The organism is Bradyrhizobium archetypum (genome assembly GCF_013114835.1).
In the GTDB taxonomy this organism is placed as follows: domain Bacteria; phylum Pseudomonadota; class Alphaproteobacteria; order Rhizobiales; family Xanthobacteraceae; genus Bradyrhizobium; species Bradyrhizobium archetypum.
The window spans coordinates 328,854-350,818 of sequence record NZ_JAAVLW010000007.1; the positions used below are offsets into that span (position 1 = coordinate 328,854).

Consider the following 21,965-nt stretch of genomic DNA (forward strand, 5'->3'; position numbering starts at 1 on the left):
CCCACCGAGGGCTGCATGCGCGGTGATCGTAGGGTTACGCTTGCTAACCCACCCCACAAACCGTGCTTCAATTCACATCCATCTGCAGGCCCTCGCGCCTGATGATCTCGCCGAACTTCGTGGTCTCTGCCTGAACGAATTCGGAGAACTGCTGCGGCGTGCCCCAGTCGGCGGTGGCGCCCATATTGCCGATCGTCTTCTTGACGTCCTCGCGCGCCAGCATCGCCTTGATCTCCTTGTTGAGCGCATCAACGACGGGGGCGGGCGCTGCCTTCGGCAGAAAGATGCCGAACCATGATGAGACGTCGAACTTCGACAGTTCGGGCGCGGCCTCGCGCATGGTCGGGATATTGGGTGCCGCCGGGCTGCGTTCGGGCGTTGTCACGCAGAGCGCGTTGAGCTTGCCTTCCTGCGTCTGCGGCAGCGACGGATAGAGGTTGTCGAACAGGATCTGGATATCGCCGGCGAGAGCCGCCTGCAGCGCCGGACCGGCGCCGCGGAACGGCACGTGCACCATCTTCAGGCCGGTAAGCTGCAGGAACCAGGCACCGGTGAGGTGAGGGCTCTGCCCGACGCCGGAGGAAGCGTAGGTCAGCTTATCCGGGTTGGCCTTGATGTAGGCGATCAGCTCGGGGATCGACTTGATGCCGGTCGATGGATGCGCCGACACGATGTTCGGAATCCGGATCATGTTGCTGACCGGCTGCAACTGGTCGGGCTTGTAGGTCATATTCCGGAAGATGCTGTACGCGATCGCGTTCGGGCCGGGATTGCCGACCAGGATGAGGTGACCGTCCGATCTTCCTCGCACGACTTCGGCGGTACCGATGGTGCCGCCACCGCCCGAGCGGTTTTCCACGACCGCGGACTGACCCCAGGCGGTCTGCAGATGTGCGGCCAGCAGCCGCCCCATCACGTCAGTGCTGCCGCCGGCTGCTGCCGGCACGATGAGACGTACGGTCTCGGTCGGACGCCAGTCCGAGCCGAAGCTTGCACGCGGCAAGATGGCCGCCGCTGAAACGGCTGCAGCTCCGGTCAAAACGCGGCGTCGAGAAATAGCTTTAATCGTCACAACTTCACTCCCTGCTGAATCATTGTTTGCAGGAAAGCGTAGGCAGCGCGCATGCAGAGAGCAAGCGGGCGACTTGGCGCATGATTTCCGCGCCACGGAACAGAGTGAATCAGAACTGATCGGGTTCTAGTTAAAACTGAGCAGCTTGAAGAGCGGCGTGAGGTAGCTCAGCTCCTGGCCGGAGGTCGGCGTGGTGCGGCTGATGAAATCGAAGATCTTGCCGTCCTGCAGGCCGTAATTGGCGAGCCGCGTCACCTGGCGGTTCTTGTCGAAATAAATCGCGATCACGCGCTGGTCGACGACCTGCTGATTCATGAAAGCTACTTTGCGCTCGGAGCGTTGCGAGATGTAGTAGAACACCTCGCCGTTCAGCGTCGCGACCGTCGACGGCGTTCCCATCACGATCAGCACCTGATCCTGGCTGGCGCCGATCGGAATCTGCTCCAGCGCGTTGGGCGGCAGGATATAACCCTTCTGGAACTGCTCGCCGGTGCATCCGCCGAGTGCTGCGCAGATCAATGCAACGGCAGCAGCCGCGCGAAAACCGCGCCGGCGCGCAGTCAGACGGCGCCGCGAGGGCACGCAGGTGCTCGGCTGGCTCATCTCGGTCATATCAGGAATTGGTCCGTCCCCTTGCATCGCGCGGTGCGTTGACGTACCGGGCTGCACGCTGAATTGCAACACGCGTGGACTCCGGGCAAAGAATCTGGAGGGCTCGCTTGCGGAACCCACAATGCTTTGGCCGTTCAATCACTTCAGGAAACCCCGGACGCCGTTGCGCGGCACCATCGAGGCCATCTATGGCATGATCGTGACGCAGGCGCGAGAACCATCGCTTTATCGGGACTTTGGGGTTCCAGATACGGTTAATGGCCGTTTTGATCTGCTTTTGCTGCACTTGTGGCTGGTCCTGCGGCGGCTGAAGTCGGCGGAGGGCGGACCGGCCCTGTCACAGGCGCTATTCGACCATTTTTGCAACGATATGGACGATAATCTGCGCGAGATGGGGGTCGGAGACCTCACGGTGCCGAAGCGCATGCAAGCGTTCGGGGAGGCCTTCTATGGCCGGACCGCAGCCTATGATCTTGCGCTTACAGAGGGCCACGAGGCACTGGCGCAGGCGGTGTGCAAGAATATCCTGAATGGCGAGAACATCGAAAAGGCCCGGCTGCTGGCGACTTATGCCGAGGCGGCGATGGCCGCCCTGGATACCCTCGATGAGGCGACGCTGGTGAGCGGTTCGGCCGGGTTTCCCGTGCCGGAAAAGACAGGTACGCAGCAATGAGCAAGATCGGCGCCCCAGAGAAGCCCGACCCGTGGCGTGTTCCCGTTGCGGTCGCGCAAATTCCCGAGACAGGGCTCCACCGCGACATCGAGGCCGATCAGGGCATCCGCAGCGCGGTTGCCGATGTTGGCGGTCTGCGCGAGGTGCTGTCAGCGCAGGCTTCGTTCGACGTGACGCCAAAGAGCGGCGGCCGTTTCCATGTGGCCGGCAACGTGCGGGCGCGGATCGGGCAGACCTGCGTGGTGACGCTGGAAGAGATCGAGAACGACATCGACGAATCGATCGATCTGATCTTCGCGCCGCCCGAACAGATCCCGCTGATGGCTGCGCTGGTCGATGAGGCCGAAGAGAGCGATGAGGAGACGCCCGATCCGCCCGAGCCGATCGAGAACGGAATGATCGATCTCGGCAGGGTCGCCACCGATGCATTGTATCTCGCGGTCGATCCATATCCCCGCAAACCCGGCGCCGTATTCGAGCCGATGGTTGAAGGCCCCGATCCCGAGGATCATCCGTTCGCGGCGCTCAAGGCGCTGAAGGCAGCGCCGAAGAAATCCGGCCCCAGGAAGCCCAAAGGCAAGTAGCGGGCAGCCAAAGTCGTCCCTGAAGCCGCATTCGGGTTGAAGTAGTTGCAACATCTCGCCAGGAATCGTCGACAAGATATTGAATTATCTGGATATATTTCTTACTCTCGATTTCGGGCCACACCGCTTTGCTTTTGCCAAAAGAGCGTGGTCAAGAGGTTGTGTCGGGCCGGGGACACGCTATTGTCGCGGCCCGGCGGAGGTGCGGTATAGCGTTTCGCCGAGCACCGCCTAACGGTGCCATTCCAGTGCGCGGCCGAGCTCTACGAGGGCCGCAAGAGATCAGGTTTCCGGGACGTTCATGCCGCAGAAGGTTCGAATCGCGCTTGACGCCATGGGTGGCGATGTCGGCGCAGCGGTCGTCATTCCCGGCGCCGCCATCTCGTTGAAACGGCATCCCGACAGCGAATTCCTGCTTTACGGCGACAGCAAGCTGATCGACGAGCAACTTGCCAAGTACCCCGAGCTGCAAAAGGCGTCGCGCGTGATCCACACTGACGTTACCGTAAGCATGCACGACAAGCCGAGCCAGGCGCTGCGCCGCGGCCGCAAGACGTCGTCGATGTGGCTTGCGATTGATGCGGTGAAGAGAGGCGAGGCCGACGTCGCAGTCTCCGCGGGCAATACCGGCGCGCTGATGGCGATGGCGCGTTTCCATCTGCACACCATGCAAGGAATCGATCGTCCGGCCATTGCCGGCGTGTGGCCGACAGCGCGCGGCGATTCCGTCGTGCTCGACCTCGGCGCCACGATCGGCGGCGACGCGCACCATCTCGTGGCGCTGGCAGTGATGGGCAGCGCAATGGCGAGCGTGCTGTTGAACCGGGAACGCCCGACCGTCGGCCTCCTCAACATCGGGGTCGAGGAGATCAAGGGCCATGAGGAGATCCGCGAGGCCGCCGAGCTGCTGCGCGCGTCGCAGCTCAATTATATCGGCTTCGTCGAGGGCGATGGGATCGGCCAGGGCGCGGCCGATGTGATCGTGTCGGAAGGTTTTAGCGGCAACATTGCGCTGAAGGCCGCGGAGGGGACCGCGCGCCAAATGGCGGACTTCCTGCGCCAGGCCATGGCGAGCAGTTGGCTATCCCGGATCGGCTACCTGTTCGCCCGCAGCGCGTTCAAGGCGCTGCGGGATAAGCTCGACCCGAATAAATCCAATGGCGGTGTTTTGCTCGGCCTGAAAGGCGTGGTGGTCAAAAGCCATGGCGGAATCAGCGCCGAAGGCTTTGCCTACGCAGTCGATGTTGGCTATGAGATGGTCCGCTGCGATCTCCTCACCAAGATCAATCAGATGCTTAATCGCGACGGAAGTGCGCTGGCTCAAGCGCAGACCGCGCCGGAGGATGTCTCGTGACTGCTAAACGTTCGGTCGTGCTGGGCTGCGGCTCTTACCTGCCGCAGAAGGTGCTGACCAATGCCGAACTCGCCGCCCGGATCGATACGTCGGACGAGTGGATCGTTCAGCGTACCGGCATCCGCGAGCGTCACATCGCAGCCGAAGGCGAGTTCACCTCGCACCTGGCAATCAACGCTGCTCGCGCGGCGCTGGAACACGCCGGTCTCGACGCGCAGGCGATCGATCTGATCGTGCTGGCGACCTCGACGCCGGACAACACGTTTCCTGCGACGGCGGTTGCTGTCCAGAACGAGCTCGGCATCCATCATGGCGCCGCCTTCGATCTGCAGGCGGTGTGCTCCGGCTTCGTGTTTGCGCTCGCGACCGCTGATAATTTCCTGCGCTCCGGCGCCTACAAGCGCGCGCTGGTGATTGGCGCGGAGACGTTCTCGCGCATTCTCGACTGGAACGATCGCGGCACCTGCGTGCTGTTCGGCGATGGCGCGGGCGCAGTCGTGCTCGAGGCACAGGACCAGCCCGGCAAGCCTTCCGACCGCGGCGTATTAACGACGCATCTGCGCTCGGACGGCCGGCACAAGGCAAAGCTCTTCGTCGACGGCGGTCCTTCCACCACCCAGACCGTCGGTCATCTGCGGATGGAAGGCCGCGAGGTGTTCAAACACGCGGTCGGCATGATCACGGACGTGATCGTGGATGCCTTCAATGCCACCGGTACCACGGCCGAGGACATCGACTGGTTCATCCCGCACCAGGCTAACAAGCGAATCATTGATGCTTCGGCGCACAAGCTCCATATTGCGCCGCAAAAAGTCGTGCTGACCGTCGATCAGCACGGGAACACGTCGGCGGCATCGATTCCGCTGGCGCTTGCCGTCGCGGTCAAGGACGGGCGCGTGAAGAAGGGCGATCTGGTGCTATTCGAAGCCATGGGCGGTGGCTTCACCTGGGGTTCCGCGCTCGTGCGCTGGTGAACCTTGAGTAAAAATACCGACTAAAATTGCAGCCTTCTTCATGCTTCTGCATGATGGTCACTGTTGACCATTGCGAGCTAACCTCCTAATTTCAGGCAATAAATTTGTTCGCCGAGAGTGCGGGGCAGGCGATGACCGGGACCGGAAAAACAGTCACACGCGTTGATTTGTGCGAGGCGGTCTACCAGAAGGTGGGCCTTTCGCGAACGGAGTCTTCTGCGTTTGTCGAGCTCGTGCTGAAAGAAATCACGGATTGCCTGGAAAAAGGCGAGACGGTGAAGCTGTCGTCGTTCGGCTCTTTCATGGTGCGCAAGAAGGGTCAGCGTATTGGACGTAATCCGAAGACCGGTACTGAAGTGCCGATCTCGCCGCGTCGTGTGATGGTATTCAAACCATCAGCCATCCTGAAGCAGCGGATCAATGGACACGCGCCCGGCAACGGCGAAAGCAAGACCGAGTAACGACGTCGAGTAGAATGAATAACGACATCGGGTAGAACGGCCGCGTAGCAAGGCGAGTACCGCGTCTTCACCAACTAGATGAGTTGAGAGGAGCTGGCATTTGGACAAGGCGCCGGATGCGTTCCGCACCATCAGCGAAGTCGCTGAAGAGCTCGACATTCCCCAGCACGTGCTGCGGTTCTGGGAGACGCGATTTGCCCAGATCAAGCCGATGAAGCGAAGCGGCGGGCGGCGCTACTACCGCCCCGATGATGTCGACTTGCTCAAGGGCATCCGCCGTCTTTTGTACGGCGAGGGCTACACCATCCGCGGCGTGCAGCGGATCCTGAAAGAGCACGGCATCAAATCGGTTCAGGGACTTGCCGACCAGACTTCGGCCGTCACGTTCGGCGCGGTAGAGGAGGCGATCGGTCTCAGCCTGCAGGAGCCCGACGAGGTCGAGACGCCGGCCGCCGAGCCCGAGGACGAGGACTACGAGACCGACGACAAGGAGATCGACTACCGCTTTGTCGATACCGACGACGACGGCATTTTGCTGCCGTTCGTCAAGGGCAAGCCGGGGCCGTCGGATGCCGATCGCGAGCGCCTGGAGCGGGTGCTGCAGGACCTCATCGCCTGCAAGCAGTTGCTGGACAACGCGCTGAAGGACGGCTGACGGACAGGCGGAACCGGTGGTCTGCCTAGGCGTAATGAAGCCGCTATCCCGCCTTGCGCCGGGCCCTGATCACAGCTAATGGAACGGCATCGGAGCGTGGCGCAGCCCGGTTAGCGCACTAGTCTGGGAGACTAGGGGTCGAAGGTTCAAATCCTTTCGCTCCGACCATTTTCTGAATTGATTAGGGCCTTGGAGCGCCGCTAGATCCCGAGAAGCCAGACGGCAAGGACGGTGCCGAGAACGGCTGCGCCGCTGATGGTCCAGCCTGTCAAGTAGGCTGTGCCATCCGCCTCCGGTTGATCGACCATGGTATCACGCCACCGCGTCATGACGACCTCCCACATCTTGTTTCTCGATGAGTCGCGGCCAAGGGCTCCAGGTTCAAATGTCCCATTGCGGTCGTTGCGCCGGCTGCGGTGACCGAGACCTGGCGTTCACTTTTGCCGGGGACCTTTTTCTCCCAAGACCATCCAACTGCCAGCACAGAGCGCCAGCACGCAAGCTACTCGGCTGCAGCGATGCAATCCGGATCGAGCGGCGTCGGATTATGAGAAGCGCTCACACGCTTTGGAACGCTGATGCCGTTCGAACCATGGAGGGACCCAATGGCAAAGAATGTTTCAACCTCGATTACACGACGTGACGTGGTCGCCGGGATGGCGGTGGCCGCAGCTCCAGGTGTTTTGGCAGACGCGAATAACGCTCACGCGCAGGCCGAACAAAAGACAAAGCCTGAGAACCAGACCAAGTCCGATAAGAGTCTCTATGATCGGCTGGGCGGCGTCTTCGCGATCGCCGCGGTCGTCGATCACTTCAGCGACGCCGTCGTGAAGAATCCCATCGTCGGCCAGAAATCCAAAAATCCGCAACTGCGGGAATGGCACACCAAGAATCTGCAGAGGCTGCCGGGCCTCAAGTTCATGCGCACGCTGTGGGTCTGCAACGTTTCCGGCGGACCATTTCAGTTCACAGCGACCCGGCCCGGGGCGACACCGCTCGGCCTTGAGGAAGCCCACCGCAACCTCAAGATATCGCCGGCGGAGTTCGATGAGGTCGCGGCCGAGCTCGGGCGCACGCTGGATTTTGCGAAAGTGCCGAAACGCGAGAAGGCCGAAGTGCTGGCCGCATTTGCTGCGCATAAGGACGAGGTTACCGCCGGCTACGCCGCGGGCGCCAAGCGCGGCTGAAGCTTTTCGCAGGTGTCATGACTGAGCCGGCATAGCCCGGATCATGCGACCTGCCATGCCAATTCCGCAACTGGATCGCGGCGCTGACCTTCGCTAGGCTCAAAAGCGAGTAGGGGAAACACCCCACCGATCGCGGATGGAAACAGCGAGGGCAGCCCGATGAAAATACGCCCCACCGGCGTGATACCGCCTATGACGACGCCGTTCCGGAAAGACGGCGAGATCGATTTCAAGCAGGTCGCTCCCCAGGTCGACTGGCTGATCGGCGCCGGCAGCCACGGCATGGCGGCCGGCGGCTCGACCGGCGAGGGGCATACGCTTGATCACGACGAATACCGCGACCTTGTGGCGGCGACGGTGGAGGCCGCGAAAGGGCGCGCGCCCGTCATCGCCGGGATCATCGTCGATTCCACCCGCGATGCGATCCGGCGCGGCAGGCTGGTGCGCGACATGGATGTCGCGGCGCTCCAAGTGACGCCGGTGCACTACCTATTCAAGCCGGACGAGCAGGCGATGGTCGATCATTTCCGCCGCATGGCCGATGAAACCGGCATGCCGATCATCATCTATAACGTCGTGCCGTGGTCCTATCTGTCGCCGTCGCTCTTGACGCGGATCATGAACGAAGTGCCGCTGGTCGTCGGCGTCAAGCAGAGCGCCGGCGATCTGAAACTGTTCGCCGATCTGATGATGATGGCGCCGGACAAATTGATCTACAGCGCCGTCGATGCGCTGATGTATCCGTCCTATGCGCTCGGCGCGCATGGGTCGATTGCGGCGATCCTGAGTGCGGCGCCGCATGCTTCTGTCGAGCTCTGGAATGCGGTCAAGGCCGGCAACCACGCTCGCGCGCTGGAGCTGCACAGGAAGCTGCTGACGTTGTGGAATGCGATCGTCTCGGACAATCTGCCGGCGTGCACCCGCTACGCGCAGTCGCTGCAGGGATTGCCGGCAACATTCTCTCGCGCGCCGATGCCGGAAGCTTCCCCCGCGCAACAGGCGGCCATCAGGACGGCGCTGGAGGGACTGGGCACGCTCAGCGGCTCGCGCGAGGCGGCGGAGTAAATTCCGCCGCGCGAAACCATCCGCAAGACAATCGAGCCGCTCGTCTCGCGGGCGGCTTTACCGTCAGTTGCGAGCTGTTACTCTCCTGTCCGCAGGGCTCCATTTTCATGAACGTCCCAATTCAAGAACTGAAAAAACCGAGGTAACGATCTCAATGAAGGACTTTGCCGGAAAGTTTGCCGTGATCACCGGGGGCGGCACGGGCATGGGGCGCGAGCTCGCGCGCCAGCTCGTCGCCGAAGGCTGCAATGTCGCGATGTGCGACGTCTCGGCGGAAGCAATGGCCGAAACCAGGCGGTTGTGCGAGGCGGACAGGCTGCCGCAGGGGTTGCGCGTCACCACCCACGTCGCCGACGTCTCGATCGAGGCTCATCTGCAGCGCTTCCGCGACGAGCTGATCGAACAGCAGACAACCGACAAGATTCATCTGTTGTTCAACAATGCCGGCATCGGGGGCGGTGGCAGCCTGTTCACCAACACGCGCGAGCAGTGGGAGCGCACCTTCAACATCTGCTGGGGCGGCGTCTATCTTGGGGTCCGAACGTTCCTGCCGCTCATGATGAAAGCAGACGAGGCGCACATCATCAACACGTCGAGCGTCAACGGCTTCTGGGCGTCGGTCGGCCTGGGCGTGCCGCACACCGCCTACAGCGCCGCCAAGTTCGCGGTAAAAGGATTTACCGAAGCGCTGATGACGGACCTGCGCCTCAACGCGCCGCACATCAAATGCTCGGTCGTGATGCCCGGGCATATCGGCACCTCGATCGTGTCCAATTCGCGCAAGATTCAGACCGGTTCGGAATCCGACGAACTCAGCCCGAACGAAATCCTGGCGACGCGGCAGCGCCTGAACGGCATGGGCATCGACACCGCGCCGATGTCGGACGACGACATCCAGAAAATCGCGCTCGACCGGGCACGTTCCTTCCGTGAGGAGGCGCCGACCACCGCGGCAGCGGCGGCGAAGATTATCCTCGACGGCGTCAAGGCCGAGCGCTGGCGCATCCTCGTCGGCGACGATGCGCACCGGCTCGACGAGCGGGTGCGGCAGACCCCGGAAACGGCCTACACGGCGGAGTTCTACAAGAGCTTTACGGAAGAGGTCGGCTGGCGGCTCGGCTAGGGGCTATCGGTTCTGATTGAAGCAGAACCGACGCTTCCCTTGCTGACGCGTCTTTCACGCGAATCGATTGCCCGATCCTCGCGAGACGCGCTGGCGCGAGCCGGGGCGATAGGCGAGCCGGGTGTGTCCGGAGCAATAGGGCATGCCTTCCACCGGCGTATTGCCGCAAAAGCAAAAATCCTCTGCGCCCGGGGTGCTGATCGGCCAGCGGCACCGTTCGTTGCTGAGTTCGTATATCGAGCAACGGCGTTCGCTGATGATCGGCTCTTCCTGGAGCGGCTGTGCGTTTTCGTAGACCGCCTGCAGGATCTGGTACTGCAGCCTGGGAACGGATTTCCTGGAGCGCTCTCTGGCGACCTTGGTAGGACGCGGTTCGGCAGGGGCGGGCCCGCGCGTCAATTGAAGCCGGGAGAGCTTGCCGATCACGGCGTTACGGCTGACGCCGATGCTGGCCGCTATCTCGCGGCAAGTGAGGCCGGCTTCAAAATGGCTCTTCAGGAGTTCGACGCGATCGGTGGTCCAGGTCGGTACGTTCGTAAGCATTTTCTCGGTTCCACATTCTGTGAAAACCGCCGCGCTGCTCCCGTCAGGACGCCTTGCCGTTGTCGCGGATCGCAAGCAGCCCATCCTTGATGGCGAGCCGAATGCCTTCCTCGATCAGGGTCCTTGCAACGCCGGGAACACTAGTGCCGTGGGTGCCCTGTCTCACCAGTCTTTCCATGTAAGCGATGGTCGAGAGCGCCAAGGTCACGGGAACGCGGTCGGTTTCGGCTTTTTCTGTAGCCATGAGGAACGCTAACTTTTAAACGATGTACTGAAAAGTTACTATTTCGACTCTATTTAGTTTTGCACACATGAGTCAAACGACTTGTGGATAGCCGGCTATCCATTTGAAAGAATAGGTTAAAAACCGAAAGCGGGCTTGTGGATTGCCTGAGCGCGCCGTGACGCGCTGTTCGTGAGGTCTTAACGGCGGTTGCCGGCGTGGCGAAACGATCTAGCCGCGCGTCCATTTTCCCGATTGCTTCGCGCCGCAGGGAATGCCGATGATGCCCCGGGACGGCGGCAAGGGCGCGATGACGGTAACGAACGGTCTCTACACCATCCAGATCGAGATGACGGACGGCGGGCACGGCCGCGCGCACGGCGTGATTGTGCTGCACGACGGCAAGATCGCCGGCGGCGATTCGTACTTCTATTACACCGGCTCCTATACCGCCGATCGCGGCAAATGGCGCGGCGAACTGATCACCAATGAGCACACGAAATCAGCAGGCAGCCTGCCGTTGTTCGGCGGGCGCGAAGTCACCTGTGGCTTCAGTGGTTCGTACGCCGCCGATGGTGCCCAGGTGCAGGGCAGCGCGTTGGTCGGAAAGACCAGTGTCTTATTTTACGCCAGGCTGAAGCTTCGTTCGGAGTTCTGAACGGCGACGTCAGCCGTGCACCACCGCCTTCGAGATCATGCAGTGGATGCCCTTCGAGCCGTTGACAGTCTGCGTTACGCGCAGATCGGCGGCGAGGCTGCACAGCGTGTAGGCGTCCTCGCGCGACAGATTGCGCTTCTCGCCGAGCAGCACGATCATGTCGCGCAGCGCCCGCACCACGCATTGATCGAGATCAGGATCCATCGCCATCGTCATGTAATGATCTGACGTTTCCGCACGCGGATAATCGAGCCGCAGATCCTTGCGCAGCGTCAGGCGGAAGCGGCCTTGCAGCGCGGTCTCGATCGCGGTGACGCAGACTTCGCCATCGCCCTGCACGCCGTGGCCGTCGCCGCAGGAGAACAGCGCGCCCGGCACGAACACCGGCAGATACAGTTTCGCCCCGGAGCCGAGCTCCTTGTTGTCGAGATTGCCGCCCATCGCACGAGGGATCAGCGAGGTGATGCGGCCCCATGCGGGCGGCGGCGCTACCCCCATCACGCCGAAGAACGGTTTAAGCGGCAGGTCGAGCCCCCACGGCATCCGGCCGACCATACGATCGCGATCGAGCGGAATGTTGAGGATTCGCGTCTCGTGAAAGTCGTCGGGCAGGGTGCCCGCCAGCGGACGGATCAGATTGTAACCCCAGTCCTGCCGAAGCTGGACATCGAGAATATCGATTTCCAGCACGTCGCCGGGCTCGGCGCCGGCAATCGCAATCGGGCCGGTGAGAATATGGCCCGGCAGCATGCGTTCGCTCCGCGCGTGAATATCGGCAAGCTCGGGAGGCACGTGAAACTTGCTGCGGTCAGGCACCACATCGGGACCGCCGGTCACGGTGTCGATGGTGACTTCATCGCCGCTTGCGATGGTCAGGACCGGCTTCAGTTTCGCTTCGAAAAATCCCCAGTGGCAGGTTTCGGGGCCGGAATGCAGGTGATGATGGGCCATGAGCGGGCTTTCTTGCCGGGAATGTCGTGCTCAATTTGTCATTGCCGGATACGATCCGGCAATCCATCATTTTCGAACACGGCTTGTGCGAAGAAGGATGGATACACGCCTCAAGGCCGCGTATGACGAGATTGCTTATCCGTGAGGCTTCCCTTGTTTTTTGTCCTCTCCAAGACGCTCGGCTTTCTGTTGTTGCCGACGAATTTCTTGATCGGCGTGGGCTTCGTTGGAGCCATCCTGATGTTCACGCGGTTTGCGTCGCTCGGCCGCAAGCTGGTGATTGCAGCCGTCTTGCTGCTCGTGATCTGCGGGCTCTCGCCGCTCGGGAACCTGCTGCTCTATCCGCTCGAGCAGCGCTTTCCCCCTTGGGACAGCTCGCGCGGCGCGCCTGATGGCATCATCGTGCTCGGCGCATCGATTGAAGCCGATCTTTCCGCTGCGCACGCCATACCGGTGGTGCGCAGTTCGCCCGATCGTCTGATCGCGGCTGCTGCGCTGGCGCGCCGCTACCCGAAGGCCCGCGTCGTGTTCTCCGGCGGCAGTGCGAACCTGATCTCGAACGACGCCAGGGAAGCCGATTTCGCCGGCGTCATTTTCGAAAGCCTCGGCATCGACAAATCACGCCTGATCATGGAACGGGCCTCGCGCAATACGCAGGAGAACGCGGAATTCTCCAAGGCACTGCTCGCGCCCAAGGAGGGCGAGCGTTGGCTGTTGGTGACGTCGGCATTTCATATGCCGCGATCGGTCGGTCTGTTCCGGAAAGCGGGCTTTGCGGTCGAGCCCTATCCCGTCGACTGGCGGGTCGGTGCACGCAGCGACGCGTTCAATTTCACCAATATCGCGATCGATGGGTTGGGGCGGACCGACCTCGGGGTGCGCGAATGGATGGGCCTGATCGCCTACCGCGCCACCGGCAAAATCGACGAACTGCTCCCGGGCCCGAAGTAGAAGCGGGCCAACCGGCGGGCTACAATCGAAGCACAGGCCTTGTTCAGCGCGCCGATTTGGGAGTTTACGCCATGCAACAGCAGACGCCGCCGGAAGCATTCGATTTGGCCGGCATGGTGGCCGACCTGAACAGCCTGCTCAGACTGAAGACGACGGTCGTCGGCATCAAGATGTTCACCCGCGTCGAGGACATGATGGCGATCCCGAAGATCCGGCGCCCCTCGGCGGTGCATACCACCGACCAGATCGTCAGCATGGCCTCGCGGCTCGGCTGGACCGTCGGCATCACCGGCGATGATCTCGTTGGCGCGCAATGCCGCGCCGTGATTGGCTTGGCGCCGCAGGACGAAAAATGGCTCGCCGGCGAGAACTATGTCGGGGTCTGGCACGGCACGGCCGAGGACGCGCGCAAGCGGCAGGAAGCGCTCGATGTCGTTCCGTTCGGCCAATACCAGGCGATGGCGGTGAGCCCGCTCACCAGCGGCCGACTCAATCCGCCGGATATTTGCCTGGTCTACGCGACGCCCGGCCAGATGATCATTCTGATCAACGGTCTGCAATATACCGGCTACAAGAAGTTCGAATGGGGCGTGGTCGGCGAGACCGCGTGCGCGGATTCCTGGGGCAGGGCACTCAAGACCGGCGAGCCGTCGCTCGCGCTGCCATGCTTTGCCGAACGCCGCTATGGTGGCGTGCCCGATGAAGAGATGCTAATGGCGCTCAAGCCGGAGCACCTCGCCAAGGCCGTTGCCGGCATGAAGCAACTGGCGAAGAACGGCCTGCGTTATCCGATCGCGCCCTACGGCATTCAGGCCGACGTTCGCGCCGGGATGGGCGTGTCCTACGGCAAGAAATAGGCTTGCGAACTGCGGCCAAAGCCGCCATTGCGGGCGGAGCGAAGCAATCCACGCTGCCGCAAAACGAGAGATGGATTGCTTCGTCGCTTTGCTCTTCGCAATGACGAGCCTTGAGGAAAACAAGAACATGTCTTCGTCGAAATTCGACATCGTTATCTACGGCGCCACCGGCTTCACCGGCCAGCTTGTCGCCGAATATCTCGCCGAGCACTACAAGGGAGACGCCAATCTGAAGTGGGCGATGGCCGGCCGCAGCAAGGACAAGCTTGCTGCCGTCCGTGACGCGGTCGGCGCGCCCAAGGACACACCGCTGATCGTGGCAGACTCAAGTGATGTTGCGTCGCTGAAAGCAATGGTTGGGCAAGCCAAATGCGTGATCAGCACGGTCGGCCCTTACCAGTTCTACGGCAACGACCTGATCGCGGCCTGTATCGAGGCTGGCACCGACTATGTCGATCTCTGTGGCGAGCCGGTCTGGATGCGGCAGATGATCGACAAGCACGAGGCCGCGGCGAAAGCGAGCGGGGCGCGCATCGTATTTTCCTGCGGCTTCGACTCCGTGCCATTCGAACTCGGCGCGTTTTTCGTGCAGGAGGAGGCCAAGCGCGTATTCGGCTCGCCAGCACCTCGCGTCAAGGGCCGCGTGCGCGACATGCGCGGCACGCTCTCCGGCGGCACGGCCGCGAGCGCCAAAGCGACCTTCGACGCCGTCGCCAAGGATCTCAGCCTTGTCGCCATTCTCAACGATCCCTTTGCGCTGACGCCGGGATTCGCTGGGCCGAAACAGCCACGCGGCAACAAGCCCGCCTACGAGGACGATCTGCAATCCTGGACTGCGCCGTTCATGATGGCCTTGATCAACACGCGCAACGTCCACCGCTCAAACATGCTGATGGGATTCCCGTATGGGAAAGACTTCGTCTATGACGAGATGGTGCTGACGGGGGCCGGCGAGAAAGGCGAGGCCAATGCCAAGCTTGTGATGGCGGCGAACGCCGAGAAGACCGGCCCGAAAGCACCGAAGCCGGGCGAGGGTCCGTCAAAGGAAGAACGAGAGAATGGGCTCTACGATCTGCTCTATGTTGCGATTGCGCCCGACGGCCGGCACGTCCGCGCGGCAGTGAAAGGCGATCGCGATCCCGGCTACGGGTCGACCTCCAAGATGATCTCCGAATGCGCGATCTGCCTGTTGCGCGACACTCCCGACGTCCCGGCCGGCTTCTGGACGCCGGGTGCAGCGATGCAGCACAAGCTGATCAAGCGTCTGGTCGATCACGCGGGGTTGACGTTTGAGGTAGAGAAGTAGCTTCGGTGCGTAGATGGAGTAACGGCCCCCAGTCCGTCTTCCAGCGTTCGGCGGCGACGAACATGCCCCACATAGTGCCCAGCATCAGCCAGAAGTGCCGCCAATGGTCGGTATCGATGATGAAGCTCTCGCCCACGGTGCCGAGGAATGCGGCGAAGATCGCGAGATAAGTCGGCTGCCAGGGTACGCGGACAAAGACATAGCGGAATCCTGTCCATACGGTGACGAAGACCAGCGCCGGGTAGCACACGCCGGAAAGCCAGCCACCCGACATGAACGCGTTCAAATAGGAATTGTGAGTATCTTCCGGGAAAAAGCGGTGGAACTGTAACGGCCCGATCCCGAGTGGCAGCCCGAGCGCCATTTCGGCGCCGAGAACATGCCGGCCGAAACGTCCGAAGCGGCCTGTGTCATAACTCTGGTCGAAGCTGGCGCGCTGCTTGAACAAATCCGCGACCGAATCGAGCGATAGCAGCACCGCAACCAGCGCCGCCGCCACGACGGCGGCAATCAGCGCCATCACGACGATGCGTGAGCGCTGCGCCTGCGAGCGGCTGGTCAGCACCATCATCAGCAGCATGAAGCCGGCCGTAACGATCAGTTGGCCCCAGGCCGCGCGCGAGAACGAAAGCAGGATGGCCAGCGATATGATAGTGAATGCGACCGCGCTGCGGAGTGATTTGCCGAATCTGTCAGAGACGACGCTTTGCAGCGCGAGCAGCGCCGGCAGGATCAGGAACGCGCCGAGCACGTTGGGATCCTTGAAGGTGCCGCGGGCGCGGTCATACAGCGTCAGCAGGTCGCGCCCGCCGGGGATGAGGTTGAAATACCCGGCGATCCCCGCGAGCGACGCGATCAATGCGCCGACGATGAGCCCACGCCGGAGCATATCGAGCCGGGCGGCGGTATCCTCCGAGATTATCATCGCGAACAGGACGACGGTTACCGCCATGTACCAGGAGGTCGCGATCCAGTTCGGAACGTTAGGCCGGTCGAAAACGGCGACCGCGCTGATGGTATAGCCGATATTGATCAGGAACAAGAGCAGAAGCAGCGGCATGAACACGAGCCGCATTCGCAGGCCGGTTGCGAAAAACACCACCGTCGCCGCCAGCGTGGCCAGCTCATAGGGAGAAGGCTCGATGAAGACGATCGCAACCGATGCACCGACCAGCCACACCAGCGCACGCTGCAAAGCCAGTACGCCGGGCGCGGCCGTCGCCGATGGTAGGGAGCCCCCGGCTGTCGCCGCATAGGTCATCGAATACTCACGCACTCACGCAACGCAACAGTTATGACGCTACCTCAATACGCGTTCTCGCTTTTCGTCATCAGCGCGATCGGCGTCTTGAGCAGGATGTAGAGGTCGAACAGCACCGACCAGTTCTCGATGTAATAGAGATCGAACTCGACGCGCTTCGCAATCTTCTCGTCGGTGTCGACCTCGCCGCGCCAACCATTGATCTGCGCCCAGCCGGTGATGCCCGGCTTGACGCGGTGGCGCGCGAAATAGCCGTCGACGGCTTCGTCGAACAGGCGGCTCTGCAACTTGCCTTGCACGGCGTGGGGACGCGGTCCGACCAGCGACAGGTTCCCCTTGAACACCACGTTGAAGAGCTGCGGCAGTTCGTCGAGGCTGGTCTTGCGGATGAAGCGCCCGACGCGGGTGACGCGGGGATCGTTGCGGGTGACGACCTTGGAGGCGGTCGGATCGGCCTGATGGTGGTACATCGAACGAAACTTGAAGACGTCGATGCGCTCATTGTTGAAGCCGAATCGTTTCTGGCGGAACAGCACGGGCCCCGGGCTGTCGAGCTTGACCGCGAGCGCTACCAGACCCATCACCGGCAATGCCAACACCAGGATGACAATGCCGACGACGTGGTCGAACAGCCATTTCATCACCAGGTCCCAATCAGTGATCGGCGCCTCGAACATGTCGAGGGTGGGCACTTCGCCGACATAGGAATAGGAGCGGGGACGAAAACGCAGCTTATTGGTATGCGCCGAAAGGCGGATATCGACCGGCAGCACCCATAGCTTCTTCAGCATTTCGAGAATGCGGGTCTCGGCGGAGATCGGCAGCGCGAACAGCACGAGATCGATGCGGGTGCGGCGCGCGAACTCGACGATATCGTCGACCTTGCCGAGTTTTGGGCTGCCGGCGCAGGTGTCCATCGCGCGATCGTCGTTGCGGTCGTCGAACACGCCAAGCACCTTGATGTCGGAATCATCCTGGACCTTGAGCGCCTGGATAAGTTGTTCGCCGCTCTCGTCCGCGCCGACGATGATGGTGCGACGATCGAGCCGGCCCTGACGCGCCCAGCCGCGCACTAGCGAGCGCAGGAACAACCGCCCGGTCCCCAGCGCCGCCAAGCCGGTCACGAAAAACGCCGTGAGCCAGAGCCGCGAAATTTCGCTGCCGAGCTTCACGATGAAGGAAGCGCCGATGAACAGCAGAAACACGAATGCCCAGGAAGAAACCATTCGCGTCATCTGGCGAAGATGGCCGCGGAATAGCTGTACCTGGTAGATATCGGCGGCCTGGAAGCAGATCACGGCCGTTGCGGCCACGCCGAAAATCGCTGCGAGAAACTCCCAGTGAAGGCCGTTGAGCGGGACGACGTATCCAAAATAGAGCGCGATGCCGATCGCGCTCAGGATCGTGAAATCGATCACGCGAACCGCGCCCGCGATCACGATCGGCGAGTAGGCGCGGCCGACTTTCTGATCGGCGACGGCGAGCGCCGCTGAAGACAGCCTGCGGCGCCGCTCGACGGGTGGACGGTCCGCGGTGGCAGCCGCCGTGGCGTCGAGCATCGAGCGTGCGTTAATCAGTTCCACTGGTCCACGTCCGTTCTTGTGGCAGGCACATGGGCGTGCGCCTGCTGGTGCGGAATTCCCCACACCACGGCTTACGGGACAAATCGGAAGAAACAGTTACGTTGGTAAATAACGGTTAACGATTGGCAAACGCGTCGCGGTAGCCGGCAAACACACCCTCGACCATCGCCTTCTGCGAAAAATGCATGAGGATTCGTTCGCGCAGCGATTTCGCCCGTTCCTGCACCGCAGCCGGGTCCTTGAGCGCGGCTTCGATGGCGCCAGCCATGGCGGCAACGTTGCTGGGCGCAAACAAGCCGTCGCCATGCGGGCCGAAAATCTCGGGGATTCCGCCGACATTTGCGGCGACCATTGGAATGCCGGCGGCCGCCGCCTCGATTACGACATAGGGCATGGAATCCCCGCGCGAGGGAACCACCAGCAGCGAGCCCTTGGAGAAACCGAAGCGCGCCTTGACGTGGCCGATGAAGCGAACGGTCTCGCCGAGGCTGAGCCGCTCGACCTGGGCCTTCAGGCTCGCGCTCTCCTCACCGTCACCGGCGAGCGTGAGCGTCACAACGCGGCCGTCGGCGCGCAGCCGCGCCACGGCGTCGATCAGGAGGTCTGCGCCCTTGATGTGCCGGAACTCGCCGACATAGACCAGGTCGGTGGCGTCCTCGGCCTTGGCGACGGGATCGAATTCGCCGGCGATGACGCCGTTGAAGACGCATCGCACCAGTCCCTTCGGCGCGCCGATGGTGCGCTGATAGGTGTCGCGGGCAAACGCGCTTTCGAACAGGAACAGGTCGGTGTCGTTCATCAGCGCGCGTTCGACACGGGCGTAGATGTTGCCCTTCAGTGTCGAGAGCGGAAAATGCAGCGAGCCGCCGTGCGGGGTGTAGACGCGGATCCTGTCGCGGCTGGCGGTCCTGAGGCGCATGAAGGTGCCGGCCTTGGCGCCGTGACCGTGCAGCACGTCCGGCTTGAGTTGGTGGATCATGCGCTGGAACTGGGCCCATACCAAAAGATCGCTCGGCAGCGGCTCGCGGCGAATGGCCGTGCGGTGAACGCCGAGTTTTAGGCGCGGGGCGATTTCCGCCAGCGCCTGCTCGGCGCGCTCGCCGCCGGTGAGGCTGTCGGCAATGATGCCGACGTGATGGCCGCGGTCGGCCTGCCCGTTGGCGAGATCGAGGATGTGGCGAAAAATGCCGCCAACGGGCGCGCGCGTCGCGTGCAAAATCCGTAGCGGCTGACCGTCAACACCAGACATCGATGCCGCCTTCAGATGTCAACGCTGCCGGCATTGCCCGGCTCATGCAGCCCGCAAGCGCCAGCGCAGCAACCAGACATTGAGTTGGGAAAAATGCGCAGCGCATTACCTGAGCCCATGAAAAAGTATGCTGCGATTAAGGGCTTTGATGGTTAACAAAAAATGACTGGACGGGCACGGGGCGCCGGTCCGTAAGGCAAACAGGGCAAATTAACCCAGCGGCAACCATAATGAAGTGTAATCAGGCAGGTCGAGTGGACCGATAGTTGCGTCCGCGGGAGTGTGCGATGCGTTTGGCGTTCTGGCGGGCAGGCAACGGCAAGCCGGTGGTACAGCAGGCGAAGGTAAGGCGCGCTCTTGCCGCGCCGGAGGCCGTCGCTACATCCGCATCCGAATCCGGCGATCTTAATCTGCACGCGCTCGGTCAGGTGCTGATGCGCAAGCGGAACTGGATCATCGTTCCGACGGTGCTGGCGCTGGTCGCGTCGCTCGCCGCCGTCAACATGATCACGCCACGTTACAAGTCGGAAGCGCGCATCCTGATTGAGGGGCGCGAGAACGTTTTCCTGCGGCCGAATGGCGAGCGCAACGAGGAACGCAGCGCGCTCGATCCCGAGGCCGTCACCAGCCAGGTGCAACTGGTGCAGTCGCGCGATCTGGCGCGCGAGATCATCAAGAAGAACAGGCTTGCCGAGCTCCCCGAATTCGATCCGGTGCTGCGCGGCTTTTCGCCGATCAAGTCGCTGCTGGCTCTGGTTGGCATCGGCCGCGATCCGTTTTCGCTGACGCCGGAAGAGCGCGTGCTGGAAGCCTACTACGAACGCTTCACGGCCTACGCAGTCGACAAGTCCCGCGTCATCGTCGTCGAATTTCAGTCGCGCGATCCCGAACTCGCCGCGCGCGTCGCCAACTCGATTGCCGAAGGCTATCTGGTGCTGCAGCAGGATGCGCGCCAGCAGCAGGCCAAGACCGCCGGCCAGTGGCTGTCGCGCGAAATCGAGGACTTGCGCAAGAAGGTCGCCGAAGCCGAGGCGCGCGTCGAGGATTTTCGTTCCAAGTCGAGCCTGTTCGTCGGCACCAACAACACCACGCTTTCCAACCAGCAGATGGGTGAGCTCAACACGCAGCTCAACAACGCTCGCGCGCTGAAGTCGGATGCCGAATCCAAGGCACGGCTGATCAAGGAAATGCTTCAAAGCGGCAGGCCGATCGAAGCTTCCGAGGTGTTGAATTCCGAACTGATGCGTCGGCTGTCCGAACAACGCGTGACGCTGCGTGCGCAGCTCGCCGAGCAGTCTTCGACGCTGCTGGGCGGTCATCCCCGCATCAAGGAGCTGAAGGCGCAGCTCGCGGATCTCGATCGCCAGTTGCGCGAGGAGGCGGGCAAGGTGTCGCGCTCGCTGGATAATGATGCACACATCGCCAGCGGCCGGGTCGAGGGTCTGATGAACAGCCTCGAGCAATTGAAGAAGCAGGCTTCCTCGAGCAATGGCCAGGACGTGCAGCTCCGTGCGCTGGAGCGCGAGGCCAAGGCACAGCGCGATCTGCTGGAATCCTATCTCGCCAAATACCGCGAGGCGAATACCCGCGAGAACATCGAGGCAGCGCCGGCCGACGGCCGCATCATCTCGCGCGCCACCGTTTCCAACACCCCGGCCTATCCGAAGAAGCTGCCGGTCGTGTTGATCGCGACGCTTGCGACCCTGCTGCTCACGTCAGGCGCGATTGCGACTGGTGAATTGCTGCGCATGACCGCGCCGGGGTCCTCCGGCTCGGCGAGAGTTGTGCGCGAAGTTGCGCCCGAAATCGTACCCGACATGACCGTGGCTTCGCCGCCGCAAGTCGTGCTCGCACCAGCGATCGCGCCTGAACTTCCCGTTGCGGCCCACCGAGTTTCCGAGCCGACCCTGAGCGAGCCCCGCGCCGATGCGCCTCCCATGAATATTGCGGCAGAGCACGGCGAGATCGAGCAACTGGCTGATACGCTGGTTGGTGGAGGTCCTGCGGCGCGCAAGGTGACCGTGCTCGGCACGGCGCCAAGCGAGAGCATCACGCTGACCGCATTGGCGCTGGCGCGGGTGATGGCGCAGCAGGCGAGGGTCGTAGTCGTTGATCTCGTGGCGTCCTCGCCGGCGATCGCCGCGGCATCGGCCGATCCGATGGCGCCCGGGCTCGCCGAACTGATGCGGGGCGAGGCCTCGTTTGCGCAGATCATCACCAGGGATCGGCTGTCGCGCGCGCATCTCGTGAACGCCGGGCGCCTGGGCTTCGACCGAGCGCAGCTCCAATCGCCGCGGCTGACGCTTGCCATCGATGCGCTGCTGCGGGTCTATGACCATGTGCTGCTGGATGCCGGAACGGCCTCCGATCTGCCGGCCGAATTGCTGACGTCGCAGGCGCAGGCGGTCGTCGTGCCCGACGCGTCGATGGCATCGGATGCGCGCAGGCTGATGTGCGATCAGCTCAAGGCCGTTGGTTTTTCTGACGTGACGATGCTGAGCAAGCCGTGTCAGGCTTCCGATGCCGTCGAGCCGGGCCCGCGCGTGGTGGCGGCGTAAAGATTCTGTAGGGTGAGAAAAGCGTTCTTGCGCCGTGCCCACCATTTCACGACGTCATCTGGATG

At 62.5% G+C, this 21,965-nt stretch carries 23 protein-coding genes and 1 tRNA gene; 15 read left to right on the forward strand and 9 right to left on the reverse strand.

Annotated elements, in window-relative coordinates; translation table 11 throughout:
* Window positions 1-67: 67 nt before the first annotated feature.
* Window positions 68-1,072: a Bug family tripartite tricarboxylate transporter substrate binding protein gene (locus tag HCN50_RS24505; RefSeq protein ID WP_171712451.1), complete on the reverse strand. Its 1,005-nt coding sequence runs from the start codon at window positions 1,070-1,072 to the stop codon at window positions 68-70.
* Window positions 1,073-1,198: 126 nt separating this feature from the next.
* The gene (locus HCN50_RS24510) at window positions 1,199-1,684 is read right to left on the reverse strand and encodes an outer membrane protein assembly factor BamE (protein WP_171712452.1); all 486 of its coding nucleotides are present in this window, start codon (window positions 1,682-1,684) and stop codon (window positions 1,199-1,201) included.
* Window positions 1,685-1,805: 121 nt separating this feature from the next.
* On the opposite strand from HCN50_RS24510, the gene HCN50_RS24515 reads away from it, so the two are divergent.
* The 7 genes from HCN50_RS24515 to HCN50_RS24545 all read left to right on the forward strand — a co-directional run bounded on the left by HCN50_RS24515 (window position 1,806) and on the right by HCN50_RS24545 (window position 6,553).
* Entirely contained in the window at window positions 1,806-2,357 is a 552-nt protein-coding gene (locus tag HCN50_RS24515) for a ubiquinol-cytochrome C chaperone family protein (RefSeq protein WP_171712453.1), read from the forward strand.
* The gene (locus HCN50_RS24520) at window positions 2,354-2,941 is read left to right on the forward strand and encodes a YceD family protein (protein ID WP_171712454.1); all 588 of its coding nucleotides are present in this window, start codon (window positions 2,354-2,356) and stop codon (window positions 2,939-2,941) included. The genes HCN50_RS24515 and HCN50_RS24520 overlap by 4 nt, the downstream gene beginning before the upstream one ends.
* Window positions 2,942-3,242: 301 nt before the next feature.
* Window positions 3,243-4,295, forward strand: coding sequence for a phosphate acyltransferase PlsX (gene plsX, locus HCN50_RS24525; protein ID WP_171712455.1), 1,053 nt, complete (start codon window positions 3,243-3,245; stop codon window positions 4,293-4,295).
* Window positions 4,292-5,269, forward strand: coding sequence for a beta-ketoacyl-ACP synthase III (locus tag HCN50_RS24530; protein ID WP_171712456.1), 978 nt, complete (start codon window positions 4,292-4,294; stop codon window positions 5,267-5,269). Before plsX ends, HCN50_RS24530 begins: the two co-directional genes overlap by 4 nt.
* A 131-nt stretch (window positions 5,270-5,400) precedes the next feature.
* On the forward strand, window positions 5,401-5,730 hold the full coding sequence (locus HCN50_RS24535; protein WP_171712610.1) for an integration host factor subunit alpha: 330 nt from the start codon (window positions 5,401-5,403) through the stop codon (window positions 5,728-5,730).
* 100 nt (window positions 5,731-5,830) lie between these two features.
* A complete protein-coding gene (locus HCN50_RS24540) occupies window positions 5,831-6,385 on the forward strand; it encodes a MerR family transcriptional regulator (protein WP_171712457.1) in 555 nt (184 codons plus the stop codon).
* 90 nt (window positions 6,386-6,475) lie between these two features.
* Window positions 6,476-6,553 (forward strand) — tRNA-Pro (locus tag HCN50_RS24545).
* 32 nt (window positions 6,554-6,585) lie between these two features.
* Here the strand turns inward: HCN50_RS24545 and HCN50_RS34300 are convergent.
* Window positions 6,586-6,714: a hypothetical protein gene (locus HCN50_RS34300; protein WP_283812120.1), complete on the reverse strand. Its 129-nt coding sequence runs from the start codon at window positions 6,712-6,714 to the stop codon at window positions 6,586-6,588.
* A gap of 276 nt (window positions 6,715-6,990) precedes the next feature.
* Between HCN50_RS34300 and HCN50_RS24550 the strand changes: the two genes are divergently transcribed.
* The 3 genes from HCN50_RS24550 (at window position 6,991) to HCN50_RS24560 (ending at window position 9,760) form a co-directional block, all read left to right on the forward strand.
* A complete protein-coding gene (locus HCN50_RS24550; protein WP_171712458.1) occupies window positions 6,991-7,572 on the forward strand; it encodes a group I truncated hemoglobin in 582 nt (193 codons plus the stop codon).
* A 159-nt stretch (window positions 7,573-7,731) separates the two neighbouring features.
* The gene (locus HCN50_RS24555; protein WP_171712459.1) at window positions 7,732-8,637 is read left to right on the forward strand and encodes a dihydrodipicolinate synthase family protein; all 906 of its coding nucleotides are present in this window, start codon (window positions 7,732-7,734) and stop codon (window positions 8,635-8,637) included.
* A 154-nt stretch (window positions 8,638-8,791) separates the two neighbouring features.
* Window positions 8,792-9,760, forward strand: a complete 969-nt coding sequence (locus HCN50_RS24560; RefSeq protein WP_171712460.1) for an SDR family oxidoreductase — start codon at window positions 8,792-8,794, stop codon at window positions 9,758-9,760.
* A 54-nt stretch (window positions 9,761-9,814) separates the two neighbouring features.
* Here HCN50_RS24560 and HCN50_RS24565 read toward each other — a convergent pair whose 3' ends face one another.
* Together HCN50_RS24565 and HCN50_RS24570 are read right to left on the reverse strand one after the other, a co-directional pair.
* Window positions 9,815-10,303 (reverse strand): GcrA family cell cycle regulator, encoded by a 489-nt coding sequence (locus tag HCN50_RS24565; protein ID WP_171712461.1) that lies wholly within the window; start codon window positions 10,301-10,303, stop codon window positions 9,815-9,817.
* 43 nt (window positions 10,304-10,346) lie between these two features.
* Complete coding sequence (locus HCN50_RS24570) at window positions 10,347-10,547, reverse strand: hypothetical protein (protein WP_171712462.1); 201 nt, start codon at window positions 10,545-10,547, stop codon at window positions 10,347-10,349.
* A gap of 259 nt (window positions 10,548-10,806) precedes the next feature.
* Here HCN50_RS24570 and HCN50_RS24575 point away from each other — a divergent pair, with 259 nt between their 5' ends.
* Window positions 10,807-11,184, forward strand: a complete 378-nt coding sequence (locus HCN50_RS24575; RefSeq protein ID WP_235977190.1) for a GrlR family regulatory protein — start codon at window positions 10,807-10,809, stop codon at window positions 11,182-11,184.
* 9 nt (window positions 11,185-11,193) lie between these two features.
* Here the strand turns inward: HCN50_RS24575 and HCN50_RS24580 are convergent, their stop codons facing one another.
* Entirely contained in the window at window positions 11,194-12,135 is a 942-nt protein-coding gene (locus tag HCN50_RS24580) for an acetamidase/formamidase family protein (protein WP_171712464.1), read from the reverse strand.
* A gap of 153 nt (window positions 12,136-12,288) precedes the next feature.
* On the opposite strand from HCN50_RS24580, the gene HCN50_RS24585 reads away from it, so the two are divergent.
* From HCN50_RS24585 to HCN50_RS24595, 3 genes are all read left to right on the forward strand, one after another.
* Complete coding sequence (locus HCN50_RS24585; RefSeq protein WP_171712465.1) at window positions 12,289-13,086, forward strand: YdcF family protein; 798 nt, start codon at window positions 12,289-12,291, stop codon at window positions 13,084-13,086.
* A gap of 71 nt (window positions 13,087-13,157) precedes the next feature.
* A complete protein-coding gene (locus tag HCN50_RS24590) occupies window positions 13,158-13,943 on the forward strand; it encodes a DUF169 domain-containing protein (RefSeq protein ID WP_171712466.1) in 786 nt (261 codons plus the stop codon).
* A 127-nt stretch (window positions 13,944-14,070) separates the two neighbouring features.
* A complete protein-coding gene (locus tag HCN50_RS24595; RefSeq protein WP_171712467.1) occupies window positions 14,071-15,249 on the forward strand; it encodes a saccharopine dehydrogenase family protein in 1,179 nt (392 codons plus the stop codon).
* Here the strand turns inward: HCN50_RS24595 and HCN50_RS24600 are convergent.
* From HCN50_RS24600 to HCN50_RS24610, 3 genes are all read right to left on the reverse strand, one after another.
* Window positions 15,200-16,510: an O-antigen ligase family protein gene (locus tag HCN50_RS24600; protein ID WP_235977191.1), complete on the reverse strand. Its 1,311-nt coding sequence runs from the start codon at window positions 16,508-16,510 to the stop codon at window positions 15,200-15,202. The two genes, HCN50_RS24595 and HCN50_RS24600, sit on opposite strands and share 50 nt — an antisense overlap.
* Window positions 16,511-16,554: 44 nt before the next feature.
* Window positions 16,555-18,069, reverse strand: coding sequence for an undecaprenyl-phosphate glucose phosphotransferase (locus HCN50_RS24605; protein ID WP_171712611.1), 1,515 nt, complete (start codon window positions 18,067-18,069; stop codon window positions 16,555-16,557).
* A gap of 139 nt (window positions 18,070-18,208) precedes the next feature.
* Entirely contained in the window at window positions 18,209-19,342 is a 1,134-nt protein-coding gene (locus HCN50_RS24610; RefSeq protein ID WP_171712468.1) for a glycosyltransferase family 4 protein, read from the reverse strand.
* A 287-nt stretch (window positions 19,343-19,629) separates the two neighbouring features.
* On the opposite strand from HCN50_RS24610, the gene HCN50_RS24615 reads away from it, so the two are divergent.
* The gene (locus tag HCN50_RS24615; RefSeq protein ID WP_171712469.1) at window positions 19,630-21,900 is read left to right on the forward strand and encodes a GumC family protein; all 2,271 of its coding nucleotides are present in this window, start codon (window positions 19,630-19,632) and stop codon (window positions 21,898-21,900) included.
* Window positions 21,901-21,965 lie beyond the last annotated feature (65 nt).

What these genes read in the sequence shown, in the direction of transcription:
- HCN50_RS24510 (WP_171712452.1), bottom strand. Translation starts at nt 1,684, where the DNA reads ATGACCGAGATGAGCCAGCCGAGCACCTGCGTGCCCTCGCGGCGCCGT.
- HCN50_RS24515 (WP_171712453.1), top strand. Translation starts at nt 1,806, where the DNA reads ATGCTTTGGCCGTTCAATCACTTCAGGAAACCCCGGACGCCGTTGCGC.
- HCN50_RS24520 (WP_171712454.1), top strand. Translation starts at nt 2,354, where the DNA reads ATGAGCAAGATCGGCGCCCCAGAGAAGCCCGACCCGTGGCGTGTTCCC.
- plsX (WP_171712455.1), top strand. Translation starts at nt 3,243, where the DNA reads ATGCCGCAGAAGGTTCGAATCGCGCTTGACGCCATGGGTGGCGATGTC.
- HCN50_RS24535 (WP_171712610.1), top strand. Translation starts at nt 5,401, where the DNA reads ATGACCGGGACCGGAAAAACAGTCACACGCGTTGATTTGTGCGAGGCG.
- HCN50_RS34300 (WP_283812120.1), bottom strand. Translation starts at nt 6,714, where the DNA reads ATGACGCGGTGGCGTGATACCATGGTCGATCAACCGGAGGCGGATGGC.
- HCN50_RS24550 (WP_171712458.1), top strand. Translation starts at nt 6,991, where the DNA reads ATGGCAAAGAATGTTTCAACCTCGATTACACGACGTGACGTGGTCGCC.
- HCN50_RS24555 (WP_171712459.1), top strand. Translation starts at nt 7,732, where the DNA reads ATGAAAATACGCCCCACCGGCGTGATACCGCCTATGACGACGCCGTTC.
- HCN50_RS24560 (WP_171712460.1), top strand. Translation starts at nt 8,792, where the DNA reads ATGAAGGACTTTGCCGGAAAGTTTGCCGTGATCACCGGGGGCGGCACG.
- HCN50_RS24565 (WP_171712461.1), bottom strand. Translation starts at nt 10,303, where the DNA reads ATGCTTACGAACGTACCGACCTGGACCACCGATCGCGTCGAACTCCTG.
- HCN50_RS24570 (WP_171712462.1), bottom strand. Translation starts at nt 10,547, where the DNA reads ATGGCTACAGAAAAAGCCGAAACCGACCGCGTTCCCGTGACCTTGGCG.
- HCN50_RS24575 (WP_235977190.1), top strand. Translation starts at nt 10,807, where the DNA reads ATGATGCCCCGGGACGGCGGCAAGGGCGCGATGACGGTAACGAACGGT.
- HCN50_RS24580 (WP_171712464.1), bottom strand. Translation starts at nt 12,135, where the DNA reads ATGGCCCATCATCACCTGCATTCCGGCCCCGAAACCTGCCACTGGGGA.
- HCN50_RS24590 (WP_171712466.1), top strand. Translation starts at nt 13,158, where the DNA reads ATGCAACAGCAGACGCCGCCGGAAGCATTCGATTTGGCCGGCATGGTG.
- HCN50_RS24595 (WP_171712467.1), top strand. Translation starts at nt 14,071, where the DNA reads ATGTCTTCGTCGAAATTCGACATCGTTATCTACGGCGCCACCGGCTTC.
- HCN50_RS24600 (WP_235977191.1), bottom strand. Translation starts at nt 16,510, where the DNA reads ATGACCTATGCGGCGACAGCCGGGGGCTCCCTACCATCGGCGACGGCC.
- HCN50_RS24605 (WP_171712611.1), bottom strand. Translation starts at nt 18,069, where the DNA reads ATGCTCGACGCCACGGCGGCTGCCACCGCGGACCGTCCACCCGTCGAG.
- HCN50_RS24610 (WP_171712468.1), bottom strand. Translation starts at nt 19,342, where the DNA reads ATGTCTGGTGTTGACGGTCAGCCGCTACGGATTTTGCACGCGACGCGC.
- HCN50_RS24615 (WP_171712469.1), top strand. Translation starts at nt 19,630, where the DNA reads ATGCGTTTGGCGTTCTGGCGGGCAGGCAACGGCAAGCCGGTGGTACAG.